This is a genomic window from Fertoeibacter niger (genome assembly GCF_009380135.2).
Lineage (GTDB): Bacteria > Pseudomonadota > Alphaproteobacteria > Rhodobacterales > Rhodobacteraceae > Fertoeibacter > Fertoeibacter niger.
This window is the reverse complement of the sequence record NZ_WHUT02000016.1, coordinates 1-23,481: the sequence shown is the minus strand read 5'-3', so window position 1 is coordinate 23,481 and position 23,481 is coordinate 1. Positions and strand designations below refer to the sequence as shown.

The following is a 23,481-nucleotide window of genomic DNA, read 5'->3' as shown; positions in this document are numbered from 1 at the left end:
GTGAAAGGACAGGCCATGGCCTTGGCCGCTCTTGCCATCCTCGGCAAAAAATACACCGTGCAGCGCGAGGGGCGCCACTGGCAGTTCCGCCTGCCGGGCTACACGATCGAATTCTTTCTGCGCAGCACCGACACGCTGGTGGTGACGTTCGATCCGCGCCGCAAATCCTATCCGCCCTCGGCAACCCGCGAGGCCTGGGCGGCGGTGTTTCTGGCGCGGCGCGGCCTGTCGGGGCTGCATGTGAAGCCCGACCAGTCCTGCTGGTATCTGGACCCGGGGCTGGAGACCTTCTTTCGCGATGCGCAGGCGGCGGGCCTGTTCGGCAGCTTTGCCACGGTGATGAACTATGGCGGCTCGATGGGCGGGTTCGGGGCGCTGGCCTTTGCCGCGATCACCGGGGCGCGGCGGGTGCTGGCGATGAATCCGCAGGTCAATCTTGGCCCCGAGGTGCGGGGATGGGAGCGCCGCTACAAGGACGCCGAGGCACTGGACTGGACACGCCCGATCTGTGATCTGGGCCTGCAGGTGGCGGGCGTCGAAACGCTGGCCGTGGTCTTTGACCCCTATGACACCTATGACCGTCCGCAGGCCGATCTGATCGCGGCCGATCACATGATCCGCCTGCACATTCCCTTTGTCGGGCACCGCATGCCGGCGCATCTGCTGTCGCTGCGGCTGCTGGCGCCGGTCTTTGACCAGACGCTGACGGGCAGCCTTGATCTGCCGGCCTTCTACCGCACCGCCCGGCAGCGCCGCATGCTGCTGCGCTACAAACGGGTGATGCTGCGCCGCACCAAGGAGAACAAGCCCCGCCACCGCCGCCTGAAGCGGCTTCTGCCCGAGGATGACGCGCTGATCGGCCCGGCCTGAGCCTTTGCGCCAGGGCGGTGGCGGTGGCGGGGGCGCAGATGCCCCCCGCCACCGCCGCTCAGGCGGTTTCAGCCGCTTCTGCCACGGGCTGGCTGTCGGCCAGCGCCATGCAATGCCTGCGCACGAATTCGCCCACGATGGACGAGACGAAATCGCTGTTGATGTGGCGTTTGTCACCGCGGAACACATGATGCGGGTCGCAGGACATCGCCATCTCGAAGGACGGGAAATAGATCACATCGGATACCTGCGCGCAGAACTCTGCCGCCGCCGCCCGCAGGATCGACTTGCCCTCCATATTGGCCAGGATGACATCCTTGCGCTGATAGGTCAGCGTCAGCGGCACGGGCGACACGGTGATGAACACCTTGGGATTCTTTGTGCAATGGGTGCGCACCAGACGGTAGATCTCGTGCAGGGCCGCCACGTTTTCGGCCACGGTAAAGCTGTGCACCTCCAGCGGCAGCGCCAGCCGCAATTCGCGCACCGTGGGCGACATGTTGCGGTAAAGACCGTTGCGGGTGTCATAGCCCGCCTCGTTCAGCCCCAGGGTGAAGAACAGCACATCGGCATCGCGGATGCTCTGGAAATGCTCGTAAAAGCGTTTGCGGCGGCCAAGCACCGTCTCCTTGTCGCCAACCGTCGCATCATGGTAATGCGCATCGGCATAGCTGCCCGGCCGCTGTTCGATCAGCAGCGCGTCATCGGCCAGAATGTCGGGCTCCTCCAGCAGCCGGCGCATTTCCAGCAGCATCGAGGCGGTGTTGTAGCGGTTGGTGATCGAGACCTCGGATTTCCCGTCATCGGTCTCGCCCGGCACAAAAGACGCGATCTTGAAGCCCTGCCGCGCCAGGTGGCGCTCGATCTCGCGGGCAAAGCATGACCCTACGGCAAAGATGGTGGACCCCGGCAATATCTGCTCCGGTGTGCCATCCACAAAGAACCGGATCGACTGCTGGTGCAGCCGCGCCGACGCATTCATCGGGTTGGTGCCCGGCTGATGCGAATTGCGGCCCTTGCCCCATTGCGTCGCGCCATCAATCTTGAAAGTCTGTAGCGCCTGGTCAGGGGATACAACGCCGAGGGTCATGCAATCACTCCAGAAAAACTATGCGCCGTGCCACGTCATTCCGACGGGGCGACGTCTTTCATCGTGGTGAGTTCGGCCAGAAGCGCCTTCAACTCGGCCTGTTTGGGGGCGAGGTCGGCGCGCAATTCGGCGATCCGCGTCTTGATTTCACGCAGACGTTTGCGTTTCGGGTCAGCTGCCATGTTTGTGGTCCTTTGGTGTTTGCAAACGCAGCACAATGCTGCGTGGCCTCAATATCGTGTCTTTGCGACAGCGCGTCAAGCAAACTTGGTTGGGGAACGGGCGTGGATCACAGCCAATGTGTATTTGCAGGGCATTGACTTCATTGATGAAACTTAAAAAGGCGGGTCATGGACCCGCCTTTTGCCACAGTGCCCCACCACGCGGGAGACCCGCCTCTCAGCCGCCTGACACCCCCGGCGCCGCCACCTCGGCATGCAGCGCGGCCAGGACCGCTGCGGCCTCATCCGGGGTGGCGGCGGCGGCGATGGCCCGGCCTGCCTTGCGGCGCAATCCCGTCAACCGGGCCAGCGCCGCGCAGCAGGCGGCATCCCGTGCCACGATCCGGGCCGCCAGCGCCGCGGGCTCTTCGCCGGTCACGGCGGCCTCGGCCGCGATCAGCGCCCTCTGCCGGGGCTTGGCCTTGCCCGCCAGCACGGCCTGCGCGGCCAGGCTCTTTGACGCCCAGCCCAGCCTTTCGGCCAGCGGCACATCGCCGTGCAGGGCGGCGGCGGCGGCATCGCCCCAGGCCAGCACACCGGCCAGCGCCTGCTGCCGGGCGTTGTCCAGCGCCAGTGCGGCGCGCGCCTCGGCTGTCACAAGCTGCGTCAGGTCGACGGTGCTGCCCCCCTTCACGCCACGCCCCCCCCGGACAGGGCCGTGTAGGGCGGCAGGGTGACGGGGCCGTCGCCGGTCAGCAGGATGGGCGCGGGAAACAGGGTCGCCTCCGGCGCATCGGGGCCATGCGGCAGGATCAGCACCAGATGCAGAATGCCGTCACGCCGTTCGATATCCCCGGCCAGCCAGTCGCAGGCCACCGCCGCGCGCGGCAGGACGGCCCCTTCGGGAATGCCGGACAGATCAAGCTCTGCGCCATTCACGCACAGCCTGTCGCCATGGCGCCGCAGAACCAGCGGCATGTCATGCCGCATCGGGGCAAAGGTCAGGTGCATTGCTGTTCTCCTCAGAACCACTGGCCAACGGCCATCACGTGAAGGGTGATCACCGCCGTTGCCGAAACGCTGCGGCAGGCGCGCAGCGTGGCACTGGTGCTGGACGCCGCCGAGGCCCCCCGCGCCACCCAGCCGCGATCCACCGACGCGGTGCCGCTGACCACCGGGGCGCCGGAAAACACGGCCGGAAACGTCCAGCCCAGCGTGTCGCTCATATAGATGCCGCCCGACAGCACGTCGATATTGGTCACGGTCGGGGCATGACGGCAGATCTGCGTGCCATCGGCAAAGCGCACATAGCTGCCGTTGGCGTTGCTGCCACGCTCGATCACGGCCCCGGTCGGCAGGCCGCCGCTCTGGCTGACCGCGCCCAGAAGGTTGCCCGCATGGCGCAGTTCCGTCCAGGCAATCGCCCCGGTGGCCGCCATGCGCGCGCCGATCCACAGCCGCTGGCTGGTGACGCTGGCACTGCGGCGCAGCGCGACAAAGGCCTCGCCCGCCCCCGCCACGCCCGCGCCGCAGACCAGCAGCGCACAGTCGAAGCTGCCGGTGCCGGGGCTGCCCGTCGCGCTGTTCTCGGCAAAGCTGTAAAGGCCGGGGGCGATGGCCTGCGTCAGGTCTGTCAGCACCGGGGCCTGCGCGCCACCCAGGCCGAAATCGCCGGCCTTCAGCAGCCGCCCTGCGGTGCTGTCGGTGGGGCCTTGGGTCACGGCGGTGCCGCTGATGGCACCCTGCACCTGCATCCCATGCGCCGCGATCACCCGCCCGGTGGCCGCCTCGGCGCGCAGGGCCTCCAGAAACAGGCTGCCGTCGGGGCTGACCTTGACGGTGAAATCATCGCTGCCTGCCAGCCCCATTTCCGCCCTGCCCGACCAGCCCGACTGGAACAGCAGGCTTGCGGTATCGGCGGCGGCCGTCTTGTTGATCTTCATCTGATGCCCGGCCCCGGCATGGCTGAACAGCGAGGCCGCCGCCGATACCGCAAGCCTGTTGGTGGCATCGGGGCTGGCGCTGACCCCCAAACGCTGCACCGTCAGCGGCCGTTCTGCCGCCGCCTGCCAGACCCCGGCATGGAATACCACATCGGCCTGTTCGGCCAGCACATGCACTTGCCAGCCGGCCTGCGGCACCACAAAGGCCCAGCCGCTGCCCTGCCATTGCGCGATGGTGCCATCCTGCCCGGCCCAGGCCCCCAGCCCGCCCGCCGCGACGATATGGCGTGCGCCGGGGGCCGGATCGGGCGGCGGCGTGGTCAGGCTGCGGTCGGCCACCACCGGCTGCACCAGCAGATCCAGCAGGCGCAGCGCCTCGTTATGGGTGACATGCTTCTGCGCCTGCGCCGGCAGGATATAGGGCAGCGCCAGGATGGGCGAGACATCGGGCATGGGGGGCGGTCTCCGCTGTGCGTATCAGCCCGGAAGGCTAGGCAGGAAAGGTAAACACCCCCTGCCCCCACCGCGCGCGGCATTCCCGTTCCGGCAACACCCCCGGATGTTTCGCGCGCGAAACATTTCAGCCCCGCAGAACCGGGCAGAGATCAGATCTGTGTGGCGATCCACCCGGCCAGAGCGGCAGCAAAGGCATCGGTCACGCCCGGGCCGCTCAGGGTGATCTGCCCCCCGGCATGGGCCATGCGCACGCCCTGCGGCCCACCTGCGCCCCCACCTGCGGACAGCATGGCTACAGGGTCTGACGGCCCGGACAGTGCCGTTTCTTCGGGGCTCGGCATGTCTTCGGGGGCTGCCAGATCATCGGAAGCCGGCCGCCCCAGCGCCCGCGTCAGCACCAGCAGTTCCTCGTCGGCGCTCGCGGCAGGCGCCTGCGCAAGACGCGCGGCCAGAGTGGCGGCAAAACCGGCCTGCTCCTCGATCCGCTTTGCCAGCCGCAGCCCCAGACGTTCCGGAATCGCCGTGGCAAAGCGCAACCGCGCATCCAGCCCGTGATAGATCGGCAGGAACGAGCGGATCTTTGATCGTTTCGCCCGGCTTGCGGTGGAAAACAGCGCCAGCAGAGCCGCTTTTTCATCACCGTAAACCCCCAGCTCCACCGCCCGCGCCGCGATCCGCGCGCGTTCGTAATAGCTGAGGCCCACCCGGATCTCGTTTTCCTCGACCATGGCGACATAGGCATCGGCCGCCGTTTCGGGGTGGCGCAGCAGGCATTGCACCACGCCGAAACGCGGCTCGCCGGTTTCGGCCAGCAGGCGGCGCAGCGCGGTCAGCCGCCGCCAGCCCGAGATCAGGCCATAGCGGCCGCCGTCAATCGCCACGATCTCGATCGGGCTTTGCTGCCCGCGCTGGCGCAGGCTTTGCATCAGCGCGTCCAGATCCTGCTGATCCGCGGCCAGACGGTCGCGCACCAGATAGGCCGCGTCGATCTGGTCCAGCGGCACGGCCAGCACCATGCGGCCCTCCTGCCGGGCCTGACGCAGCTCTTGCGACACGGCATCCAGTGCCGCCGAGGCAGCGGCATCGCCCGCGATCTGGCTGATCGGCGCGCGCACGGCGGGTTGCAGGCCAACGGCGGGCAACAGCGCCGGTCTGGCCTCGGGTCCGGCGGGGCCTGCCGGTTCCGGGCCATCGGGCAGCAGGTAATCATCCCGGGCCGGGGTCAGGCGTCTGCGTTTGGCCATGTGGTGTTCCCCCTGCGGTTTGCGCCCGAATGACGCGTCATGTGGCGGCCGCGGCCAGCACGTCGCGGCGCCAGACCCCGATCAGCAGCCGCTTGAAGGCGGCATAGGTGGCATCGAATGTCTCACGGCCCCGGGCATAGGTTTCACGGTTGAAATCGCGGTAATCGGCCTCGTAGATGCCCGACACCCGTTCCCCGGCCTGGCCGATCAGCGCCGTCACATCCTGGCGGTGCGGTGACAGGGTGCGCCCCAGATAGGCCTGCATCAGGCTGGCAAGCTCGGCCTGCTGCGCCCCGTCATAGCGCGTGATCACTGCGCGCACGGCATCCCATTCGAACGCCATTTCCGGGCGGCCAAGCGCCCGCGCTGCCATGTTCTCGCCCTCCTCGATCGACTGGAAGGTCGAATGCAGCATGTCAAAGAACCGGCCCGTGCTGTCAAACTCCAGAAACGACGCGCCCAGCGGCACCAGCAGGATATCGGCCGCCGACAGCCCGTTGATCGTCAGATAGCCCAGGGCAGGGGGGGTATCGAGAAACACGATGTCATATTCATCCAGCACGCCATCCTGGGCCAGCCGGTCCGACAGCGCATCCCACAGCTTCCAGGATCGTGCCTGCATGCGCCAGACCGGAATCTGGAACTCCGCCCAGTAAAGGTTCAGCTGCGCGCCGATCAGGTCGATGTTGGGCCAGTGGGTTTTCTGGATCAGGTCGCGCGCGCCGATCCCCAGCGCCTCGTTCAGCGTGTCGTCGATCGGGATCGGCGCCTCGCCCCGGTCCAGCCGGGTCTGGTTGTCGCGGCGCAGATGGGTGGCATAATGCCGGGCCAGCAGCGGGAACACCGTCTGCCATTCATCCGCCACCTTGCCCCCGAAGATCGAGGTCATCGAGCCCTGGCTGTCCAGATCGATGACCAGCACCCTGTAGCCATCCAGCGCCGCCGACATGGCAAGATGCGCGCAGGTCGAGGTCTTGCCCACACCGCCCTTGAAATTCGCCAGCGCCACGATCTTGGCGGGCAGGCCTTCGGGGCGGTAGGGCAGATAGTTCTTGGCCTTGGACCCCTCGGCGCCGAAATGCGCGCGCAGCCGCAGCACCTCGTCCAGGGTGAACCATTTCGCGCCGGCATCGCTCTCGCTGCGCCCCTGCGGCAGATCGGGGTTCAGCTTCAGCACCCGGCGGAAATGCGCGCTGGCCACCGGGATCAGATAGCGCGTGATCTCCCATGTGGAAAACAGCCGCAGCGTCTTGGACCCGCCCGCCTCCAGCCCCCGCCCGGTCAGGTCGCTGCGCCCGCGCGCGCAGGCCCGCGCCAGTTCGGCAAAGCCCGCACTGGTGGTGGGGGCACCCAGTTCTGCCAGTGCCGCATCGGGGGCGATGTTGAAATAGGGCGGCAGGTCGGCTGACATGGAAGCCTCGGATCTATTGTAAAAACAGGGGTTTCGCCCTGCATGTGCTGCATTTCTGGCAAGATACCAAAAAACACCGCACATGGAACAAAAATCAGCATGTGCGATGCGGTTTCTCAGCAAAACCTGTCTTCTGGCGGGGTGGTGGCGGGGTTTCTGCGGCTCTCGCGCAGTTATTTTTCTGTTAATTTGCAGTTACGCCTGCAAATCCATGGCATGATTGTGCGGCTTTTCCTTTGCCTGCAAGGCTTTCGGTGGGGGCCTTGCAGGGGAGGGTGACTCTGATACCCCGTTGGGACGACTCTGATACCCCGTTGAAGCGACTCCGATCCCCCGTTGAAAACCCATTCAAAACCCTCTGCGCACTGGACGCGGGTTGTGGATAACTTTATCCTGCCGTCACTGAAACCACGAAGCGCGGGAAGAACGCCGCGCAAGACCGGCAAACCGGCATGTGGATGGGGCAAGGCAGTGATGACGGGCAATGATGATAAGACGGATCGGGGCAGGCCATGACTGCGGCCCTGATGCCGCAGCGCTATCCGGCGGCGGAAATCTTTGTCTGCGACGTGTTCGACGCGCTGCCCAAAGACGATCTGGCGACGATGGAGCATCCGATCTTTTCGCTGTCCACCCGGCCCGATCTGCAGGTGCTGCGCTACAGCCACAACAATGCCGCCATCGAGGTGGTGCCTTCGGTCAGGGGCCGCGCCACGATCCATGACAAGGACATCCTGATCTATTGCATCAGCCAGCTGATGGCGGCGCTGAACGCGGGCCGCCCGGTGTCGCGCATGATGCAGCTGCGCGCGCATGACCTGCTGGTGGCCACCAGCCGCGAGACCTCGGGCGATGCCTATCGCCGCCTGCGCGAGGCGTTCGAGCGGCTGGCAGGCACCCGCATCACCACCAACATCACCACGGGCAATACCGAAACCACCAGCGGCTTCGGCCTGATCGAAAGCTGGGAGATCGTGCGCAAGACGCGCGGCGGGCGGATGATCAGCGTGATGGTCACCCTGTCGGACTGGCTGTTCCGCGCGGTCACGGCGCGGTCGGTGCTGACGCTGAGCCGCGACTACTTCGGCCTGCGCCGCCCGCTGGAGCGGCGGCTTTACGAACTCGCGCGCAAGCATTGCGGCAAGCAGGCCGAATGGCGGATCTCGGTCGAGACGCTGTTGAAGAAATCCGGCTCGGGCAGCCCGCGCCGGGTGTTCCGCGCCATGCTGCGCGACATCATCGCGGCGGGGCAGATGCCCGATTACGATCTGGAACTGGAACCCGGCGATGTGCTGCGCGTCACGCCGCGCGGCGGGCTGGTGGCCCCGGGCGACGCGCCGCTGCTCAGCCCCGCGGCACTGGACCAGGCGCGCGCGCTGGCCCCGGGCCTTGATGTGCATGCCCTGCAGGCGGAATGGCAGGCCTATTGGGCGCGCCATGGCCGCGTGGTGCTGCGCGCGCCCGACAAGGCGTTCCTGGGCTGGCTGAAGCTGCGGCTGGCGGGCTGATGCCGGTCCGGCTTCCGCCTGTGGCAGAAGCTGCGTGACAGGGGCAGGCCTGCTTGCTAAGACCCGGCGCATATCTCCGGAACCGATACGAGGCCGCCTTGCAGATTGAAGACACAGCACTTGAGGGCGTGAAGATTCTCCGGCCCCGCCGCTTTGAAGACGCCCGCGGCTTCTTCTGCGAAGTCTGGAACCGCGATGTGCTGGCGCGGGCGGGCATCGTGATGGATTTCGTGCAGGACAACCATTCGCTCAGCCGCAGCACGGGCACAGTGCGCGGGCTGCATTTCCAGGCCCCGCCGCGCGCGCAGGACAAGCTGGTGCGCGCCGGGGCGGGCACGGTGTTTGATGTGGCCGTGGACATCCGGCGCGGCTCGCCCAGCTATGGCAAATGGCTGGGGGTGGAACTGTCGGCGGAAAACGGCCTGCAGCTGCTGATCCCCAAGGGCTTTCTGCATGGCTTCGTCACGCGCACGCCCGATGCCGAACTTTTGTACAAATGCACCGACAGCTATGCGCCCGATTGCGATGGCGCCGTGTATTTCGCCTCGCCCGAGATCGGCATCGACTGGGGCATTGCCGAGGATGCCGCCATCCTGTCCGACAAGGATCGCGCGGCAACACGCTTTGCCGATTTCCAGAGCCCGTTCGTCTTTGAGGGATAAGTCATGAAGATACTCGTCACGGGCGGCGCCGGTTTCATCGGCTCGGCGGTGGTGCGCCATGCGGTGCGCGCGGGCCATGCGGTCGTCAATCTGGATGCGCTGACCTATGCCGCCTGTCTCGACAATGTGGCGGGCGTGTCGAACAGCCCCGCCTATGCGTTCGAACAGGCCGACATCCGCGACCGCGCGGCGCTGGACCGGATCTTTGCCACGCACCGCCCCGATGCGGTGATGCATCTTGCGGCGGAATCCCATGTCGACCGCTCGATCGACGGGCCGGGCACCTTCGTCGACACCAATGTGATGGGCACGTTCCACATGCTCGAGGCCGCCCGCGCCTACTGGATCGCGGAAGGCCGCCCCGCCGCCTTCCGCTTTCACCACATCTCCACCGACGAGGTGTTCGGCACGCTGGGCGAAACCGGCCAGTTCACCGAAGACACGCCCTATGCCCCGAACAGCCCCTATTCGGCCTCGAAAGCCGCGTCCGACCATCTGGTGCGCGCCTGGCATGAAACCTACGGCCTGCCCGTGGTGATGACCAATTGTTCCAACAACTACGGCCCGTTCCATTTCCCGGAAAAGCTGGTGCCGGTGGTGATCCTGAAGGCCCTGGCGGGCGAGCCGATCCCGGTCTACGGCAAGGGCGAGAATGTGCGCGACTGGCTTTATGTCGAGGATCACGCCGATGCGCTGCTGACCGTGGTGGCGAAGGGCGAGGTGGGCCGCAGCTACAACATCGGCGGCGAGAACGAGGCGAAGAACATCGACCTCGTGCGCATGATCTGCGCCATCCTGGATGCCAAGCGCCCCAGGGCCACGCCCTATGCCGACCAGATCACCTTTGTGGCCGACCGTCCGGGCCATGACCTGCGCTATGCCATCGATCCCACCCGCATCGCCACCGAACTGGGCTGGCGCCCCTCGGTGACGCTGCAGCAGGGGCTGGAGGCCACGGTGCAATGGTATCTCGACAACGAGGCCTGGTGGCGCGCCCTGCAGGGCCGCGCCGGGGTCGGCACCCGGCTGGGCACCGATACCAGGGCATGACAGGGGGGAAGCGGCAGATGCAGGCACTGATCTTCGGCACCACCGGGCAACTGGCGCTGGCGCTGGCGCGGCAGGTGCCCGCCGGGGTGACGGCGCAGCACCTGTCGCGCGCCGCGGCGGATCTGGCCGATCCCGCCGCCTGCGCCGCGGCGATCCTGGCCGCCCGCCCCGATGTGGTGATCAACGCCGCCGCCTATACCGCCGTTGACCGCGCCGAGACCGACGAGGCCATGGCGCTGCGGGTGAACGGCGACAGCCCCGCCGCCATGGCACGGGCCTCGGCCGATCTGGGCATCCCGTTTCTGCATGTCTCCACAGATTATGTGTTTGACGGCTCCGGCACGGCGCCCTGGCAGCCGGATGATGCGACCGGCCCGCTGGGGGCCTACGGGCGCAGCAAGCTGGCGGGCGAGGCGGGCATCCGCGCTGCGGGCGGGGCACATGCCATTCTGCGCACCTCCTGGGTGTTTTCGGCGGATGGCGCGAATTTCGTGAAGACCATGCTGCGGTTGTCTGAAACCCGTGACCGGCTGAGCGTGGTGGGCGACCAGACCGGCGGCCCGACACCGGCCGCCGCGATTGCCGCCGCCTTGTGGCGCATGGCGCAGGCGTTCCATGCGGGGCAGGGGGCCGGTGGCGGCCTGACGGGCACCTATCATTTCGCGGGCGCGCCCGATGTCAGCTGGGCCGGTTTCGCCCGCGCGATCTTTGCCGCCGCAGGCCGCGACGTGGAGGTGGCTGACATTCCCACCGCGGCCTATCCCACCCCCGCCGCCCGCCCGGCCAATTCGCGGATGGATTGCACCAGCCTCGAGACCGTCTTCGGCATTGCGCGCCCCGACTGGCGCGCCGGGCTGGATGAGGTGCTGGCGGCATTGCGGGCACCGGCATGACCGCCCCCTTTCATCTGACCGAAGCATTTGACGGAGACCTCTCATGACGCAGCGCAAAGGCATCATCCTGGCCGGCGGGTCCGGCACCCGGCTCTATCCGATCACCATGGCGATCTCCAAGCAGCTGCTGCCGGTCTATGACAAGCCGATGATCTATTACCCGCTGTCGGCGCTGATGCTGGCGGGCATCCGCGAGATCGCCGTCATCACCACCCCCGAGGATCAGGCCCAGTTCCAGCGCCTGATGGGCGATGGCAGCCAGTGGGGCCTGGCGCTGACCTGGATCGTGCAGCCCTCGCCCGACGGGCTGGCCCAGGCCTATATCCTGGCCGAGGATTTCCTGGCCGGCGCGCCCTCGGCCATGGTGCTGGGTGACAACATCTTCTTCGGCCATGGCCTGCCCGAACTTCTGGCCGATGCCGACCAGCATGAAACAGGCGGCACGGTGTTCGGCTATCATGTGGCCGACCCCGAGCGTTACGGCGTCGTGGCCTTTGACGATACCGGCGCCGTGACCGACATCATCGAAAAGCCCGAGGTGCCGCCCTCGAACTATGCCGTCACCGGGCTTTACTTTCTCGATGGCACGGCCCCCGCCCGCGCCCGCGCCGTAAAGCCCTCGGCGCGGGGCGAGCTGGAGATCACCAGCCTGCTGGAAAGCTATCTGCATGACGGCTCGCTGCGGGTGAAGCGCATGGGCCGCGGCTATGCCTGGCTGGATACCGGCACGCATGGCAGCCTGCTGGACGCGGGCAATTTCGTGCGCACGCTGGAACAGCGGCAGGGCCTGCAAACCGGCAGCCCCGACGAGATCGCGTTCAACCAGGGCTGGATCACCGCCGAAGCCCTGGCCGCGCGGGCCGGGAAATTCCGCAAGAACGATTACGGGCGCTATCTGTCGGCCCTGCTGGACTAGCAATCCGTTCCTGCGGCGATCCGCCATCCGGTCCGCATTAGGCGGGCGGGGTGGATGGACAGCCCGTGACTTGCCCGATACATCCTGCGCAATTGTCGTGCGGCGGGGGCTTCGGACCGGGCCGCATCTGTGTGGATCAAGGACGTTGGCGCGTGTTGAACATAGGCATCCAGGTTTTCCGGCGCTATGCGGTCGAGCATATCGACCTGCGCCGGCCCGGGTTTGCGCTGGCTGACGAACAGGGCCGCACCATCGGCCATCTGGATCTGGTGGCGCTGCAGGGCAACCGGATCAGGGTCGAGGGCTGGTGCGATGCGCCGCTGGTGGCGCTGGTCACCGGGGGCGCGCGGGTCGAGACCGTGCCGAACCTGCTGCGCCGCGATGTGTCGGCGGCGCGTGGCGATGCTGCGGGCCAGACGCCCGGCTTCCGGCTGGATGCCCCGGTGATGCCGGGCCCGAGCCTGCTGAGCGTGGAATTCGGCACCACCCGCTACATCCATCCGCTAGGCCGTTTCACCCCCGCCGAGATCCGGGCCGCGCGGTTGCGGCTGGTCTGGCCCTTTCTGCGCGATCTGGCCGGTGCCGCCCCTGCGGCGCTGCGCTGGCTGATCAGCCGTGATCCGGCGGCCAAGGCGCGCATCAAGCGGGCGCTGCGCTTTTCCGCCAACCGGATGCCGGTGTCGGTGATGAACAGCGGCCTTTTTGCGCAGGATGGCACCGCCGCGCCGCCAGAGCCCGCGGGCCTGTTCCAGACCCCGATCACCATCGTGCTGCCGGTCTACAATGCCTTCGATCTGCTGGCCGAGGTGCTGGAGCGTGTGCTGGCCCATACCGATCTGCCGTGGCGTCTGGTGATGGTCGAGGATTGCTCCTCCGATGCGCGGGTGCGCCCCTTCCTGCGCGACTGGGTGGCGGCGCAGGAGGCCGGTGCTCCGGGCCGCGTCACACTGGTCGAGAATGCCACCAACATGGGCTTCATCCGGTCGGTCAACGCAGCGCTTGATCTGGCGCGCGGCTTTGGCGATCATGTGGTCTTGCTGAATTCCGATGCCTTCGTGCCCGCAGGCTGGGCCTCGCGGCTGATCCGCCCGTTCCTTGTGCACAGCGACGTGGCCAGCGTGACCCCGATGTCGAATGATGCCGAGATTTTCAGCACCCCGGTGATCTGCCAGCGCACCGTGCTGGCACCGGGGGCCGCCGATGCCATCGACGCCACCGCCCGCCGCTTTCACCCCGATGCCGATCTGGCGCAGGCCCCCACGGGGGTCGGCTTCTGCATGGCGCTGAACCGCCGCTATCTGGCCCTTGTGCCGCAGCTCGATACCGTCTTCGGGCGCGGCTATGGCGAAGAGGTGGACTGGTGCCAGAAAGTCCGCGCCCGGGGGGGGCGCCATCTGGCCCTGCCGGGGCTGTTCGTCGAACACCGCGGCGGCACCTCCTTTGGCAGCGCGGAAAAGCTGAAGCTGATCGAAGCCAACAATGCGGTGATCTCGCGGCGCTACCCCGACTATGACCAGCAGGTGCAGGATTTCATCCGGCACGACCCGCTGCTCACGCCCCGTCTGGCGCTGGCCATCGCCTGGGCTGCGGCGCATCAGCCTGCCGGCCTGCCCATGCCGGTCTATCTGGCGCATTCGCTGGGCGGCGGAGCCGAGAATTACCTGCAACGCCGGATCGCGGGCGATCTTGCCGGCGGGGCAGGGCAGGGCGGTGCAGAGGCGGGCGGATCGGCCATCGTGCTGCGCATCGGCGGGCCCTTCCGCTGGCGGGTCGAGCTTTACACCGCGGCCGGCGTGACCGGCGGCGGCACGCATGATTTCGCGCTGGTCGCGCGCCTGCTCGAACCCGTTGCGGCGCGGCGCGTGGTCTATTCCTGTGGCGTGGGTGACAGCGATCCCGTCACGCTGCCCGGCCATCTGCTTGCGCTGGCGGCCGGGCCGGATCACCGGCTGGAGGTTCTGATCCATGATTTCTACCCGGTCAGCCCGTCCTATACCCTGCTGAACGATCAGGGACTTCACACCGGCCTGCCCGCCCCCGATGCCCCCGATGCCGTCCACCGCAGCCGCCGGCCCGACGGCGCCCGCGTGACGCTGGCCGAATGGCAGGCGGAATGGGGCAGGTTGCTGGCGGCGGCGGATGAGATCACCGTGTTTTCCGAAGACAGCCGCAGGCTGGTGGCCGGGGCCTATCCGGCGGCTGCGGGCGCGCTGGTGCTGCGCCCGCACCGCCTGCTGGCGGATGTGCCGCGCGTCACCCCGCCGCCTGCGGGCGCGCGCCCGGTCATCGGGGTTCTGGGCAATATCGGCTATCAGAAGGGCGCGGCCCTGCTGGCCGATCTCAGCCGGGAACTGGCGCAAAGCCGCGCGGCCGATCTGGTGGTGGTCGGCAATCTGGACCCGGCCTATGCCCTGGCGCCCCCCGCCATCGTGCATGGCAATTACCGCCTGCCGGATATTCCCGATCTGGTGGCCCGCTATGGCATCGGCTGCTGGCTGATCCCCTCGGTCTGGCCGGAAACCTTTTCCTATGCCACGCATGAGGCGCTGGCGACGGGCCTGCCGGTCTGGTGCTTCGATCTGGGCGCCCAGGCCGAGGCGGTCGGCCCCCATGCGCAGGCCAGCGGGCAGGGCGGCGTGATCGCGCTGAACCGCAGCCGCCCCGATATTCCCGCCCTGATCCGCACGATCACCCATCGCCCGACACATGAGGACGCATGAGCAAGATACCTGTTTCCATCAAGGCCCTGCGGGACCGCGGCATCGAGGTTCTGAACCGGCCCAGCGGGTCGGTCATCAACCTGCCCAAGAACACGCGGCTGGAATCGCCCTCCAGCCTGAAATGGACGGAATATGAACATTCCATCCATATGGGCGCGTTTTCCTATCAGGTCTCGGGCTATTGCTTTGCCGCGCGCATCGGGCGCTATTGCTCCTTTGGCGAACAGGTGCAGATCGGGCGGCAGAACCACCCGCTGACCTGGGCTTCGACCAGCCCCGCCTTCTACCTGCATGACCAGCTGTTCACGCTTGGCAAGGGTTTCGAGGGCGCCGAGAAGTATCACAACTACCGTTTCGAGAATGCGGAACCGCCCACCAAGGTCAAGGTGACGACGATCGGCAATGATGTATGGATCGGGCATGGCGCGCTGATCTCGGCCGGGGTCACGATCAGCGACGGGGCCATCGTGGCCGCGCATGCCGTGGTTGCCAAGGATGTGCCGCCCTATGCCGTGGTGGCGGGCAATCCGGCGGTGATCAAGCGCTTCCGCGTGCCGCCGCAGACGATTTCGCCGCTGCTGCGCAGCCGCTGGTGGCGCTATGCGCCCTGGCAACTGGCGCATCTGGATGCGACCCACCCTGAAAAATTCGTGACCGGCGTCTTTGCGATGAAAGACGTGGAGCCCTTTGCCCCCACGATCACCGACCTGCGCGAGGACAGCCTGTGACTGCACGTTCGGCCCAGCCCATCGTTTTTCTGCATATTCCCAAGACGGCGGGCCAGACCATCCACAACCAGCTGGCGCAGATGGTGGGCCGGGATGCGGTTTCGCCCGTCCGGGTGCATTCCCAGGCGCCGCAGGGGCCGCAGATGCCCCCCGGATACAGGCTCTATTCCGGCCATCTGGACTGGACCGAGGTGGATGGCCTGGCCGATCCCTTCGTCTTCACCGTGCTGCGCGACCCGGCCGAGCGGATCGCCTCGTTCTATTTCTACCTTCTGGCCGAGGCCCGGCTGCTGACGCCGCAGGAACTGGCGCTGCCGGGAAACCTGGGCAAGGCCAATATCCTGAAGATGTCGGCCGAGGAGTATTTCTTTGGCGGCAATCCGGGCTGGCAGGTGTTCATCCGCGCCCATTACGACAATTTCTACTGCTCGTATTTCGCCACGCGCAAGATGCGCGGCTGGTCGGATATCCGCACCCTGGACCCCGCCGCCCTGGTGGAGCGCGCCTTGGCGGGCCTTGCGAGCGTGGACCGCGTCTACAGCACCGCCGGGCTTGACGTGCTGGAACAGGACATCGCCCGGATGTTCGGGGCCAGCATCCGTGTGACCGACAATTATGTCAACGCTGGCCAGCATGCGCGGGGCGAGGCGCGCTGGCCCAAGCTGCTGGCCCTGATGGAAACCGACAAGGCCCGCAGCGCGCTGGAGGCCTTTACCACGCGTGATGCCGATCTGATGGCGCGGGTGCGCTTTGCGCAGGCGGCGGACTGACCGCCGCCTTCCGTCAGCTGCCGTTCAGCAGGTCGCGGTGGTAGTGGCGCAGGAACACCAGCCCGATCACCATCATGCCCAGCCCCAGGCCGAACACATAGAGCAGCGACACATAGGGCGCGTCATAGCTGGGGTAGAACCCGTGGCGCATGTAGCCCACCACATGCACCAGCGGGTTGAACCACAGGTAATCGCGGTAGGGATGCGGGATCGTGTCGAACACGAAGAAGATGCACGAGATGATGAACAGGGGCCGCGTCAGCACCGACCAGACCCGCTGCCAGACCGGAAAGGTGGTCATCAGAAAGCAGTTGAGCGTGCCGACCCCCAGCGCCAGCACAACCACCATGGCATAGGTCGTGGCGATGACCGGCAGCACGGGTGCGGTCCGGGTGTCGAAGGCCATCAGGATGCCGACGAACACCACATAGGACACCATGAGCTGCGTCATCGTGGCCACGATCAGCCGCCCCAGGATGGCATCCACGAAGGTCACCTTGGGATAGGCCAGCAGCGCCTTGGAAAACATCAGCGATCCCGCGACCTTGGACGATATGTCCATGAACACGGAAAACGGGATCATGCCGGTGGCATAGAAGATCGGAAAGTTGACGCCGATCGAGGGTGACTTGAACCCGACCGAGAAGATCAGCGTCAGCAGGGTGATGGCCGCCACCGGCTCCAGCACCGCCCAGACATAGCCGCCCGGCGACCGGCCATGCGTGGTGGACATCTCGCGCAGCACAAGGGCCAGCACCGAGCGCAGGCTGGCAAAGCGCAGCCGCGAGGCCGTGATGCGGGGCTGCTGGGGGGACGGAAACGTGCTTTGCGACATTCGGTGATCTGCATTATCCTGGGGGCGGGGCACAGGGCACCAGCGGTTCTTGGGCACCAGCGGTTCCTGGCCGGGGCCATGCGTGGCTTTCTGCAATCCGGCTGGCGAGTGGCGGATAAATTATGTAGCAAAGGGGCCGAATGTTCAAATCAATAGATCGGCGTCTTTCGTGACCCAGCCCATCCCGCCCGGCCCCAAGACCCCTGGCCCCGTGATCTCCGTTCCGGTGGGTTCTGGCCCTGCGAGTTCCGGTCCCGGCGCACCGGCGCCCCTGCCGGGGCCGGGGGCACCCGTGCGGGGTGTGGCCCCGGCCGTGCAGGCCCCGGCGCGGCCAGCGGTGTCCGGCGCCGGCAAGCCCGCGGGGGCCGCAGGCGGGCCGCCGTCGCCGGGGCCGAAACTCGTGCCCCCGGCAGCCGCCGCGCCTGCCGCCGCTGTGCGCCCTGCAACCAGCCCCGCGGCGGCCCCTTCCGGGGTGCGCCCGCCGGTGCACATGGCGCGGCTGAAGCGCCGTCACCATCTGGTGTTCCTCAGCTTTCTGGCCTGTGTGCTGCTGCCGGGGCTGGTCTCGGGCTTCTATCTGTGGACGCGGGCTGCCGATCAATACGCCTCCACCGTGGCATTTTCCGTGCGCAAGGAAGAGGTCAGCTCGGCCATTGAGCTGCTGGGCGGCATCACCGAACTGTCCGGCTCCAGCTCGTCCGACACCGACATCCTCTATGAATTCATCCAGAGCCAGAAGCTGGTCTCCGAGATCGACGCAGAGATCGACCTGCGCGGCATCTGGTCGAAACCGCAGGGCGACCCGATCTTTGCCTATGAGGCCCCCGGCACCATCGAGGATCTGGCCGCCCATTGGGACCGCATGGTGCGGATCTATTACGACAGCGCCACCAGCCTGATCGAGGTGCGCGCGCTGGCCTTCACCCCGGACGATGCCACCGCCATTGCCGAGGCGGTCTACCGGCGCAGTTCCGCGATGATCAACGCGCTGAGCGACATCGCCCGCGAGGATTCGCTGCGCTATTCGCGCGAGGAGCTGGACCGTTCGGTCGAACTGGTGAAAACCGCGCGCAATGCCGTGACGGCCTTTCGCAACCGCAACCAGATGGTCGATCCCACGATCGACCTGCAGGCGCAGGCGGGGCTTCTGGGCAATCTGCAATCGCAGCTGGCCGAGGCGCTGATCGAGGTCGATGTGCTGGACGAGACCACCCGGGTGGGCGATCCGCGCATGGAACAGGCGCTGCGCCGGGTCCGGGTGATCGAGGACCGCATCGAATCCGAACGCCGCAAGATGGGGATCGGCGACCAGGCGCAGCAGGGCCAGGTCTATGCCGATCTGGTCGGCGAATATGAACGCCTGGTGGTGGACCGCGAATTTGCCGAACGCTCCTACACCGCGGCGCTTGCGGCCCATGATGCCGCCATGGCCGAGGCGCAGCGCCAGAGCCGCTATCTGGCGGCGCATGTGCTGCCGACCGAGGCGGAAAAATCGCAGTATCCGCAGCGCGGCATGCTGCTGGGGCTGATCATGCTGTTTGCCTTCCTGATCTGGGGCATCGCGGTGCTGGTGGTCTATTCGCTCAAGGACCGGCGCTGAGGGGCGGGCGATGATCCAGTTCCAGAACCTGACCAAGACCTTCATCCTGCGCGGCCAGCGCAAGGTGGTGGCCGACAACATCAACCTCACCTTTCCCACGGGCAAGTCGGTGGCGCTTCTGGGGCGCAACGGGGCGGGAAAGTCGACGCTGCTGAAGATGATCGCGGGCACGATGGACCCGACCGCGGGGCGCATCGTGTCCACCGGCACGATTTCCTGGCCGGTGGGCTTTGCGGGGTCGTTCCACGGCGAATTGACGGGCGCGCAGAACACCCGTTTCATTGCCCGCGTTTACGGTGTGGACACGGACGAGCTGATTGATTTCGTGCGTGATTTCGCGGGCCTTGGCACGCATTTCAACCTGCCGTTCCGCACCTATTCCTCGGGGATGAAATCGCGGCTGGCCTTTGGCGTGTCGATGGGCATCGCCTTTGACACCTATCTGGTGGACGAGGTGACAGCGGTGGGCGATGCCGCCTTCAAGGACAAGAGCAACGCGCTGTTCAAGGAGCGGATGGCCCATTCGGGGGCGGTCGTGGTGTCGCATGGCATGGGGCTGGTGCGGCAGCTCTGCGATGCTGCGGCGGTGCTGGAAAACGGCCGGCTGGTCTATTACGACGATGTGGAGGCCGCGATCGAGCATCACGAGCGCAACATGCGCGGCAAGGGCTGACCAGGGCGGGGGGCTGACCCGGGCGGGGCGGCGCGTTTTTCTGCCCTGTTTGGCGCTTGCTCTGCCCGGGCTTTCGTCGCAGGATCGCGGCATTGCAGCGGGCATCATTGGCAAAAGGACGGGTGGGTGCATGTTCGGAGTGTTCAAGAAGGCTCTGGGTGGCCGCCCTCCTGCCGTGGAAACCGGCAGTCTTGCGGGCCGGGTGGCTGCGGCGGGCCTGACACTGGACAGCACGCTGCGCCCGGCGCCCCTGTTCAAATCCTATCCCGCGCTGCGCGGCACCAAGCTGAGCGACCGCTACCGCGAGTATTTCTTTGCCGCCAAGAAGCATGGTCTGGCCGAGGTGGAACAGCTGGTGCCCTTCGTCAACGTGCCCCCGGCCGCCACACGGGCCGAAACCTTCACCGCACAGGCCGATGACGCCGCGGGCGCGCAGGCGCTGCTGGCCGCATTTCCGCCGGCGACCTGGGGCTATTACCTGCCGCTGTCGAAGGATTTCGGCACGCTGGGCCGCAAGGATGCCATGCCGCCGGGGTTCCGCCTGTCGCAGCGGCGCAGCGATTACCGGCTGAACTTCATCTGGCAGGGGATCGAGGCCATGCTGGGCGGATCCATCGCGGGCAGCAGCGTGGCCGATATCGCCTGCAACTGGGGCGGCTTTTCCATCGAGGCGCATCTGCGCGGTGCCTCCAGCGTGCTGGGCTTTGACATCCGCCCGGAAAACATCGCCAAGGCGGGGCGCGTGGCGCGGCATTTCGGGGCCGGCAGCATCGACTTCCGCGTGCAGGATCTGTTCACCCACGAGGTGCGCGAGACCCATGACATCGTGCTGAACCTGGGGCTGATGTATCACATCTCGATGCCCTGGGAGATGATGAAGAAGACCTATGACATGACGCATGGCATCGCGGTCTTCGACACGGTGGTGCACCGCGAATCCTTTTCGGGCTTCATCCTGGGCACCGGCGAGGCGGCGGTGGGCCATGCCGCCACCGCGATCGGGGTCGAACTGCACCCGACCTACCGCGGGCTGATCGACATGGCCTATATGGTCGGCTTCAAGGACGTGGTGGAACTGCACGGCATTCCCGACCCGGCCTGGCCCGATTTCGACAAGGAGCCCTACGGCAACAAGACCCGCCGCTGCATTGTCGCCTTCAAATAGCAGGGCGGCACACGGGGCGCGGGCGGCGGGCGGTTTCTTCCCGCGCAAACCGCCGCCGTTCAGCACGCGGAAACCCCTTTCGCGCCAGAATGGGCCTGCGCCTGACACAGGCCCTGTGGCGGCACATATTCCGATGAAAGACTGACAGCCGATGGCAAACACCGTGATCATCAGCGTGGACGATCTGACCTACTGGGTCGGGGCGCACACGCTTTATTCCGCGCAGGTCAAGGCCCCGAACATCCAGCGGCTGGCCGATATGGGCGTCAGCTTTACCAATGCCTACACGCCCGAGGCGATCTGCAACCCGGCCCGCACCAGCTTCTTTTCCGGCCAGACCCCCAATGTCACCGGGGTGCATGCCAATGACCAGGCCTGGCACGAACATGTGGCCCCCGCCGCCACGCTGGCCGCGCATTTCCTGCGCGCGGGGCATGATGTGGCGGGGTTCGGCAAGCTCTTGCACACGCTGGATCTGCCCGAGGATGTCTACAGCCAGATGTTTTCGCATTATGCCCCGGTCAGCGGCTATCAGGGGGGGGCGCCCGCGACATCCTTCGTGCAGCCGCTGCCGCCCGGCGTGGCGGAAACGGCGCTGGCCGATCATGTGACCATCAGCCGGGCGATCGACTTCCTGCAGAACCACGACGGTGATGCGCCGTTCCTGCTGAATGTCGGTCTGGTCAAGCCGCATCTGAACTGGGTGGTGCCAAAGGCCTATTTCGACCTCTACCCCCTCAGCCAGATCGTGGTGCCCGGCCTTGTCGGCGATGACATGAGCCAGGTGCCAGCCTTCATCCGCGACCAGCTGGTGGATTCGCGCGGCCATCCCACGCCCGACAGCGTGATCGGGGCCAAGCTGTTCATGCAGGGCTATCTGGCCAGCCTGTCCTATGCCGATGCGCAGATCGGCCGGCTGTTCGCGGCGCTGGATGCGGCGGGCAGCTTTGATGACACCACGATCATGCTGTGGAGCGATCACGGCTATCACCTGGGCGACCGGGACAATCTCTGGGGCAAGTTCACCCTGTGGGAAGAGGCCACGAAAGTGCCCTTCGTGATCAAGCTGCCGGGCAATGCGCAGGCGGGCGCGGTGGTTGACGATGTGGTCAGCCTGGTCGATGCCATGCCGACGCTGCTGGATCTGGCGGGGCTGGACATTCCGGACGGCCTGTCGGGTGACAGTCTGGTGCCGCTGCTTTACGGCACCGGGCCCGCGAATGGCGACGGGATGTCGCTGACCTGGATGTTCGGCTCGGTCATGCTGCGCACCGCGACCCATGCGTTCATCCGCTATGAGGACGGGTCGGAGGAAATGTATGACATGATCGCCGACCCCGATCAGATCCACAATCTGCTGGGCCGGCCGGGGCAGGGGCCGCAGGCGGCAGAGCTGCGCGCGGCACTGATCGACAAGGCCGATATCGTGCTTCTGGTGGGCGGGCAGGCCAGCGGCACGGCGGCGGGCGAGATGTTCCACCTCAACGCGGCGGGCGACCATGCGGCGGGCAGGGGGGGCGATGACCGCTATTACGTCAACCATACCGGAACCACCGTGACCGAAGCGGCGGGCGGCGGGCACGACATCATCTTTACCTCGGTCGATGTCCTTCTGCCCGATCATGTCGAGGATCTGGTGGTGTCGCGCTATACCGGGGCAGAGGTCAGCCGTCTGGGCGGCAATGCGCTGGCCAACAGAATCATCGGCGGCACCGGGGCGGAAAGCATCACCGGCGGCGGCGGGGATGACACGCTGCGCGGCGGCGGGGGCGGTGACACGCTTCTGGGCGAGGCGGGCAATGACGGGCTTGTCGGCAGCACCGCCGCCGATCTGCTGTATGGCGGTGACGGCAGCGACCGGCTGCGCGGCAATGGCGGGCGCGATACGCTTTATGGCGGGGCGGGAATCGACATTCTGGAAACGCGCAGCGGGGATGTCTGGCTTTACGGCGGGGATGGCACCGATATCCTGGTCTCCGCGGGCGGCACGGCATTTCTGGATGGCGGGGCCGGGGCCGACCAGTTCCGCGCGGCGGCGGGGGCGCAGAACACGGTCAGCTACCTGTCATCGGCCACGGGCGTGGTGGCCAGCCTGCGGGACGCGGCCCTCAATACCGGCGACGCCAGGGGCGATGTCTATCACAACATCGGCCATCTTGCGGGCAGCGCCTTTGCCGACCGGCTGGAAGGAAACGCGGCCGCCAACCATCTGGGCGGCGATGCGGGCAATGACACGCTTTCGGGCGGGGCCGGGGATGATGTGCTGGAGGGCGGCGCGGGCGCCGACCGGCTGGACGGCGGCGAGGGGCGCGACATGGCCGCCTATGCCACCTCGGCCACGGGGCTGCGTGCCGATCTGCTGATGGCCGGCACCAACACCGGGGCGGCGGCAGGCGATGTCTACAGCGGCATCGAGGGGCTGCGCGGCGGGGCCGGGGCGGATGTGCTGCTGGGCGACACGCTGGCCAACCGCATCGAGGGCGGCGCGGGCCATGATGCGCTGCATGGCCGGGCGGGCGATGACACGCTGGCCGGGGGCGATGGCAATGACGTGCTGTTCGGCGGCACGGGGGCCGACCGGCTGGAGGGCGGTGCCGGTTTTGACACGGTGCATTACACGGGCACCGCCGGGCTGCGGGCCGATCTGCTGGTGGCCTCCACCAACACCGGCGAGGCCATGGGCGACAGTTTCAGCGGCATCGAGGCGCTGACCGGCACGGCCGGGCAGGATACGCTGCTGGGCCATACCGGGGCCGATGTGCTGGACGGCGGCGCGGGCCATGACG

At 67.0% G+C, this 23,481-nt stretch carries 21 protein-coding genes; 13 read left to right on the top strand and 8 right to left on the bottom strand.

Going from position 1 to position 23,481, the window contains the following annotated elements; translation table 11 throughout:
• Positions 1–15 precede the first annotated feature (15 nt).
• Positions 16–870 carry a hypothetical protein gene (locus GEU84_RS19160; RefSeq protein WP_152828509.1) on the top strand — a complete coding sequence of 285 codons (855 nt, stop codon included), beginning with the start codon at positions 16–18 and terminating at the stop codon, positions 868–870.
• 58 nt (positions 871–928) lie between these two features.
• Here GEU84_RS19160 and GEU84_RS19155 read toward each other — a convergent pair whose 3' ends face one another.
• From GEU84_RS19155 to GEU84_RS19125, 7 genes are all read right to left on the bottom strand, one after another.
• Positions 929–1,960 carry a GSCFA domain-containing protein gene (locus GEU84_RS19155; protein ID WP_152828508.1) on the bottom strand — a complete coding sequence of 344 codons (1,032 nt, stop codon included), beginning with the start codon at positions 1,958–1,960 and terminating at the stop codon, positions 929–931.
• Between the two features lie 35 nt (positions 1,961–1,995).
• Positions 1,996–2,142, bottom strand: coding sequence for a hypothetical protein (locus tag GEU84_RS19150; RefSeq protein WP_174540004.1), 147 nt, complete (start codon positions 2,140–2,142; stop codon positions 1,996–1,998).
• 217 nt (positions 2,143–2,359) lie between these two features.
• Positions 2,360–2,815, bottom strand: a complete 456-nt coding sequence (locus tag GEU84_RS19145; protein WP_152828507.1) for a hypothetical protein — start codon at positions 2,813–2,815, stop codon at positions 2,360–2,362.
• Entirely contained in the window at positions 2,812–3,132 is a 321-nt protein-coding gene (locus GEU84_RS19140; protein WP_152828506.1) for a hypothetical protein, read from the bottom strand. The genes GEU84_RS19145 and GEU84_RS19140 overlap by 4 nt, the downstream gene beginning before the upstream one ends.
• 11 nt (positions 3,133–3,143) lie before the next feature.
• Positions 3,144–4,517 (bottom strand): DUF2793 domain-containing protein, encoded by a 1,374-nt coding sequence (locus GEU84_RS19135; RefSeq protein WP_152828505.1) that lies wholly within the window; start codon positions 4,515–4,517, stop codon positions 3,144–3,146.
• 152 nt (positions 4,518–4,669) lie between these two features.
• Positions 4,670–5,764: a ParB/RepB/Spo0J family partition protein gene (locus GEU84_RS19130; protein WP_152828504.1), complete on the bottom strand. Its 1,095-nt coding sequence runs from the start codon at positions 5,762–5,764 to the stop codon at positions 4,670–4,672.
• Between the two features lie 37 nt (positions 5,765–5,801).
• A complete protein-coding gene (locus GEU84_RS19125; protein ID WP_152828503.1) occupies positions 5,802–7,175 on the bottom strand; it encodes an AAA family ATPase in 1,374 nt (457 codons plus the stop codon).
• Between the two features lie 512 nt (positions 7,176–7,687).
• On the opposite strand from GEU84_RS19125, the gene GEU84_RS19120 reads away from it, so the two are divergent.
• The 8 genes from GEU84_RS19120 (at position 7,688) to GEU84_RS19085 (ending at position 16,422) form a co-directional block, all read left to right on the top strand.
• Entirely contained in the window at positions 7,688–8,683 is a 996-nt protein-coding gene (locus GEU84_RS19120) for a replication initiator protein A (RefSeq protein WP_241427773.1), read from the top strand.
• Between the two features lie 98 nt (positions 8,684–8,781).
• Positions 8,782–9,345 carry a dTDP-4-dehydrorhamnose 3,5-epimerase gene (gene rfbC, locus GEU84_RS19115; RefSeq protein ID WP_152828502.1) on the top strand — a complete coding sequence of 188 codons (564 nt, stop codon included), beginning with the start codon at positions 8,782–8,784 and terminating at the stop codon, positions 9,343–9,345.
• Between the two features lie 3 nt (positions 9,346–9,348).
• Positions 9,349–10,395: a dTDP-glucose 4,6-dehydratase gene (rfbB, locus tag GEU84_RS19110; protein WP_152828501.1), complete on the top strand. Its 1,047-nt coding sequence runs from the start codon at positions 9,349–9,351 to the stop codon at positions 10,393–10,395.
• 17 nt (positions 10,396–10,412) lie between these two features.
• Positions 10,413–11,288: a dTDP-4-dehydrorhamnose reductase gene (gene rfbD, locus GEU84_RS19105; protein WP_152828500.1), complete on the top strand. Its 876-nt coding sequence runs from the start codon at positions 10,413–10,415 to the stop codon at positions 11,286–11,288.
• Positions 11,289–11,331: 43 nt separating this feature from the next.
• The gene (gene rfbA / locus GEU84_RS19100) at positions 11,332–12,204 is read left to right on the top strand and encodes a glucose-1-phosphate thymidylyltransferase RfbA (protein ID WP_152828499.1); all 873 of its coding nucleotides are present in this window, start codon (positions 11,332–11,334) and stop codon (positions 12,202–12,204) included.
• 152 nt (positions 12,205–12,356) lie between these two features.
• The gene (locus tag GEU84_RS19095) at positions 12,357–14,924 is read left to right on the top strand and encodes a glycosyltransferase (RefSeq protein WP_152828498.1); all 2,568 of its coding nucleotides are present in this window, start codon (positions 12,357–12,359) and stop codon (positions 14,922–14,924) included.
• Positions 14,921–15,652, top strand: a complete 732-nt coding sequence (locus GEU84_RS19090) for a CatB-related O-acetyltransferase (RefSeq protein ID WP_152828497.1) — start codon at positions 14,921–14,923, stop codon at positions 15,650–15,652. The genes GEU84_RS19095 and GEU84_RS19090 overlap by 4 nt, the downstream gene beginning before the upstream one ends.
• A complete protein-coding gene (locus GEU84_RS19085; protein ID WP_174540003.1) occupies positions 15,649–16,422 on the top strand; it encodes a sulfotransferase family 2 domain-containing protein in 774 nt (257 codons plus the stop codon). Before GEU84_RS19090 ends, GEU84_RS19085 begins: the two co-directional genes overlap by 4 nt.
• Positions 16,423–16,435: 13 nt before the next feature.
• Here GEU84_RS19085 and GEU84_RS19080 read toward each other — a convergent pair whose 3' ends face one another.
• Entirely contained in the window at positions 16,436–17,257 is an 822-nt protein-coding gene (locus GEU84_RS19080) for an ABC transporter permease (RefSeq protein WP_152828496.1), read from the bottom strand.
• Between the two features lie 472 nt (positions 17,258–17,729).
• Here GEU84_RS19080 and GEU84_RS19075 point away from each other — a divergent pair, with 472 nt between their 5' ends.
• The 4 genes from GEU84_RS19075 to GEU84_RS19060 all read left to right on the top strand — a co-directional run.
• The gene (locus GEU84_RS19075) at positions 17,730–18,857 is read left to right on the top strand and encodes a KpsE/RkpR family capsule polysaccharide export protein (protein WP_338144840.1); all 1,128 of its coding nucleotides are present in this window, start codon (positions 17,730–17,732) and stop codon (positions 18,855–18,857) included.
• A gap of 10 nt (positions 18,858–18,867) precedes the next feature.
• Positions 18,868–19,530: an ABC transporter ATP-binding protein gene (locus GEU84_RS19070; protein ID WP_152828495.1), complete on the top strand. Its 663-nt coding sequence runs from the start codon at positions 18,868–18,870 to the stop codon at positions 19,528–19,530.
• 130 nt (positions 19,531–19,660) lie between these two features.
• Complete coding sequence (locus tag GEU84_RS19065; protein WP_174540002.1) at positions 19,661–20,695, top strand: class I SAM-dependent methyltransferase; 1,035 nt, start codon at positions 19,661–19,663, stop codon at positions 20,693–20,695.
• Between the two features lie 151 nt (positions 20,696–20,846).
• On the top strand, positions 20,847–23,481 hold a 2,635-nt coding region (locus tag GEU84_RS19060; RefSeq protein WP_152828493.1), incomplete at its 3' end, for a sulfatase-like hydrolase/transferase.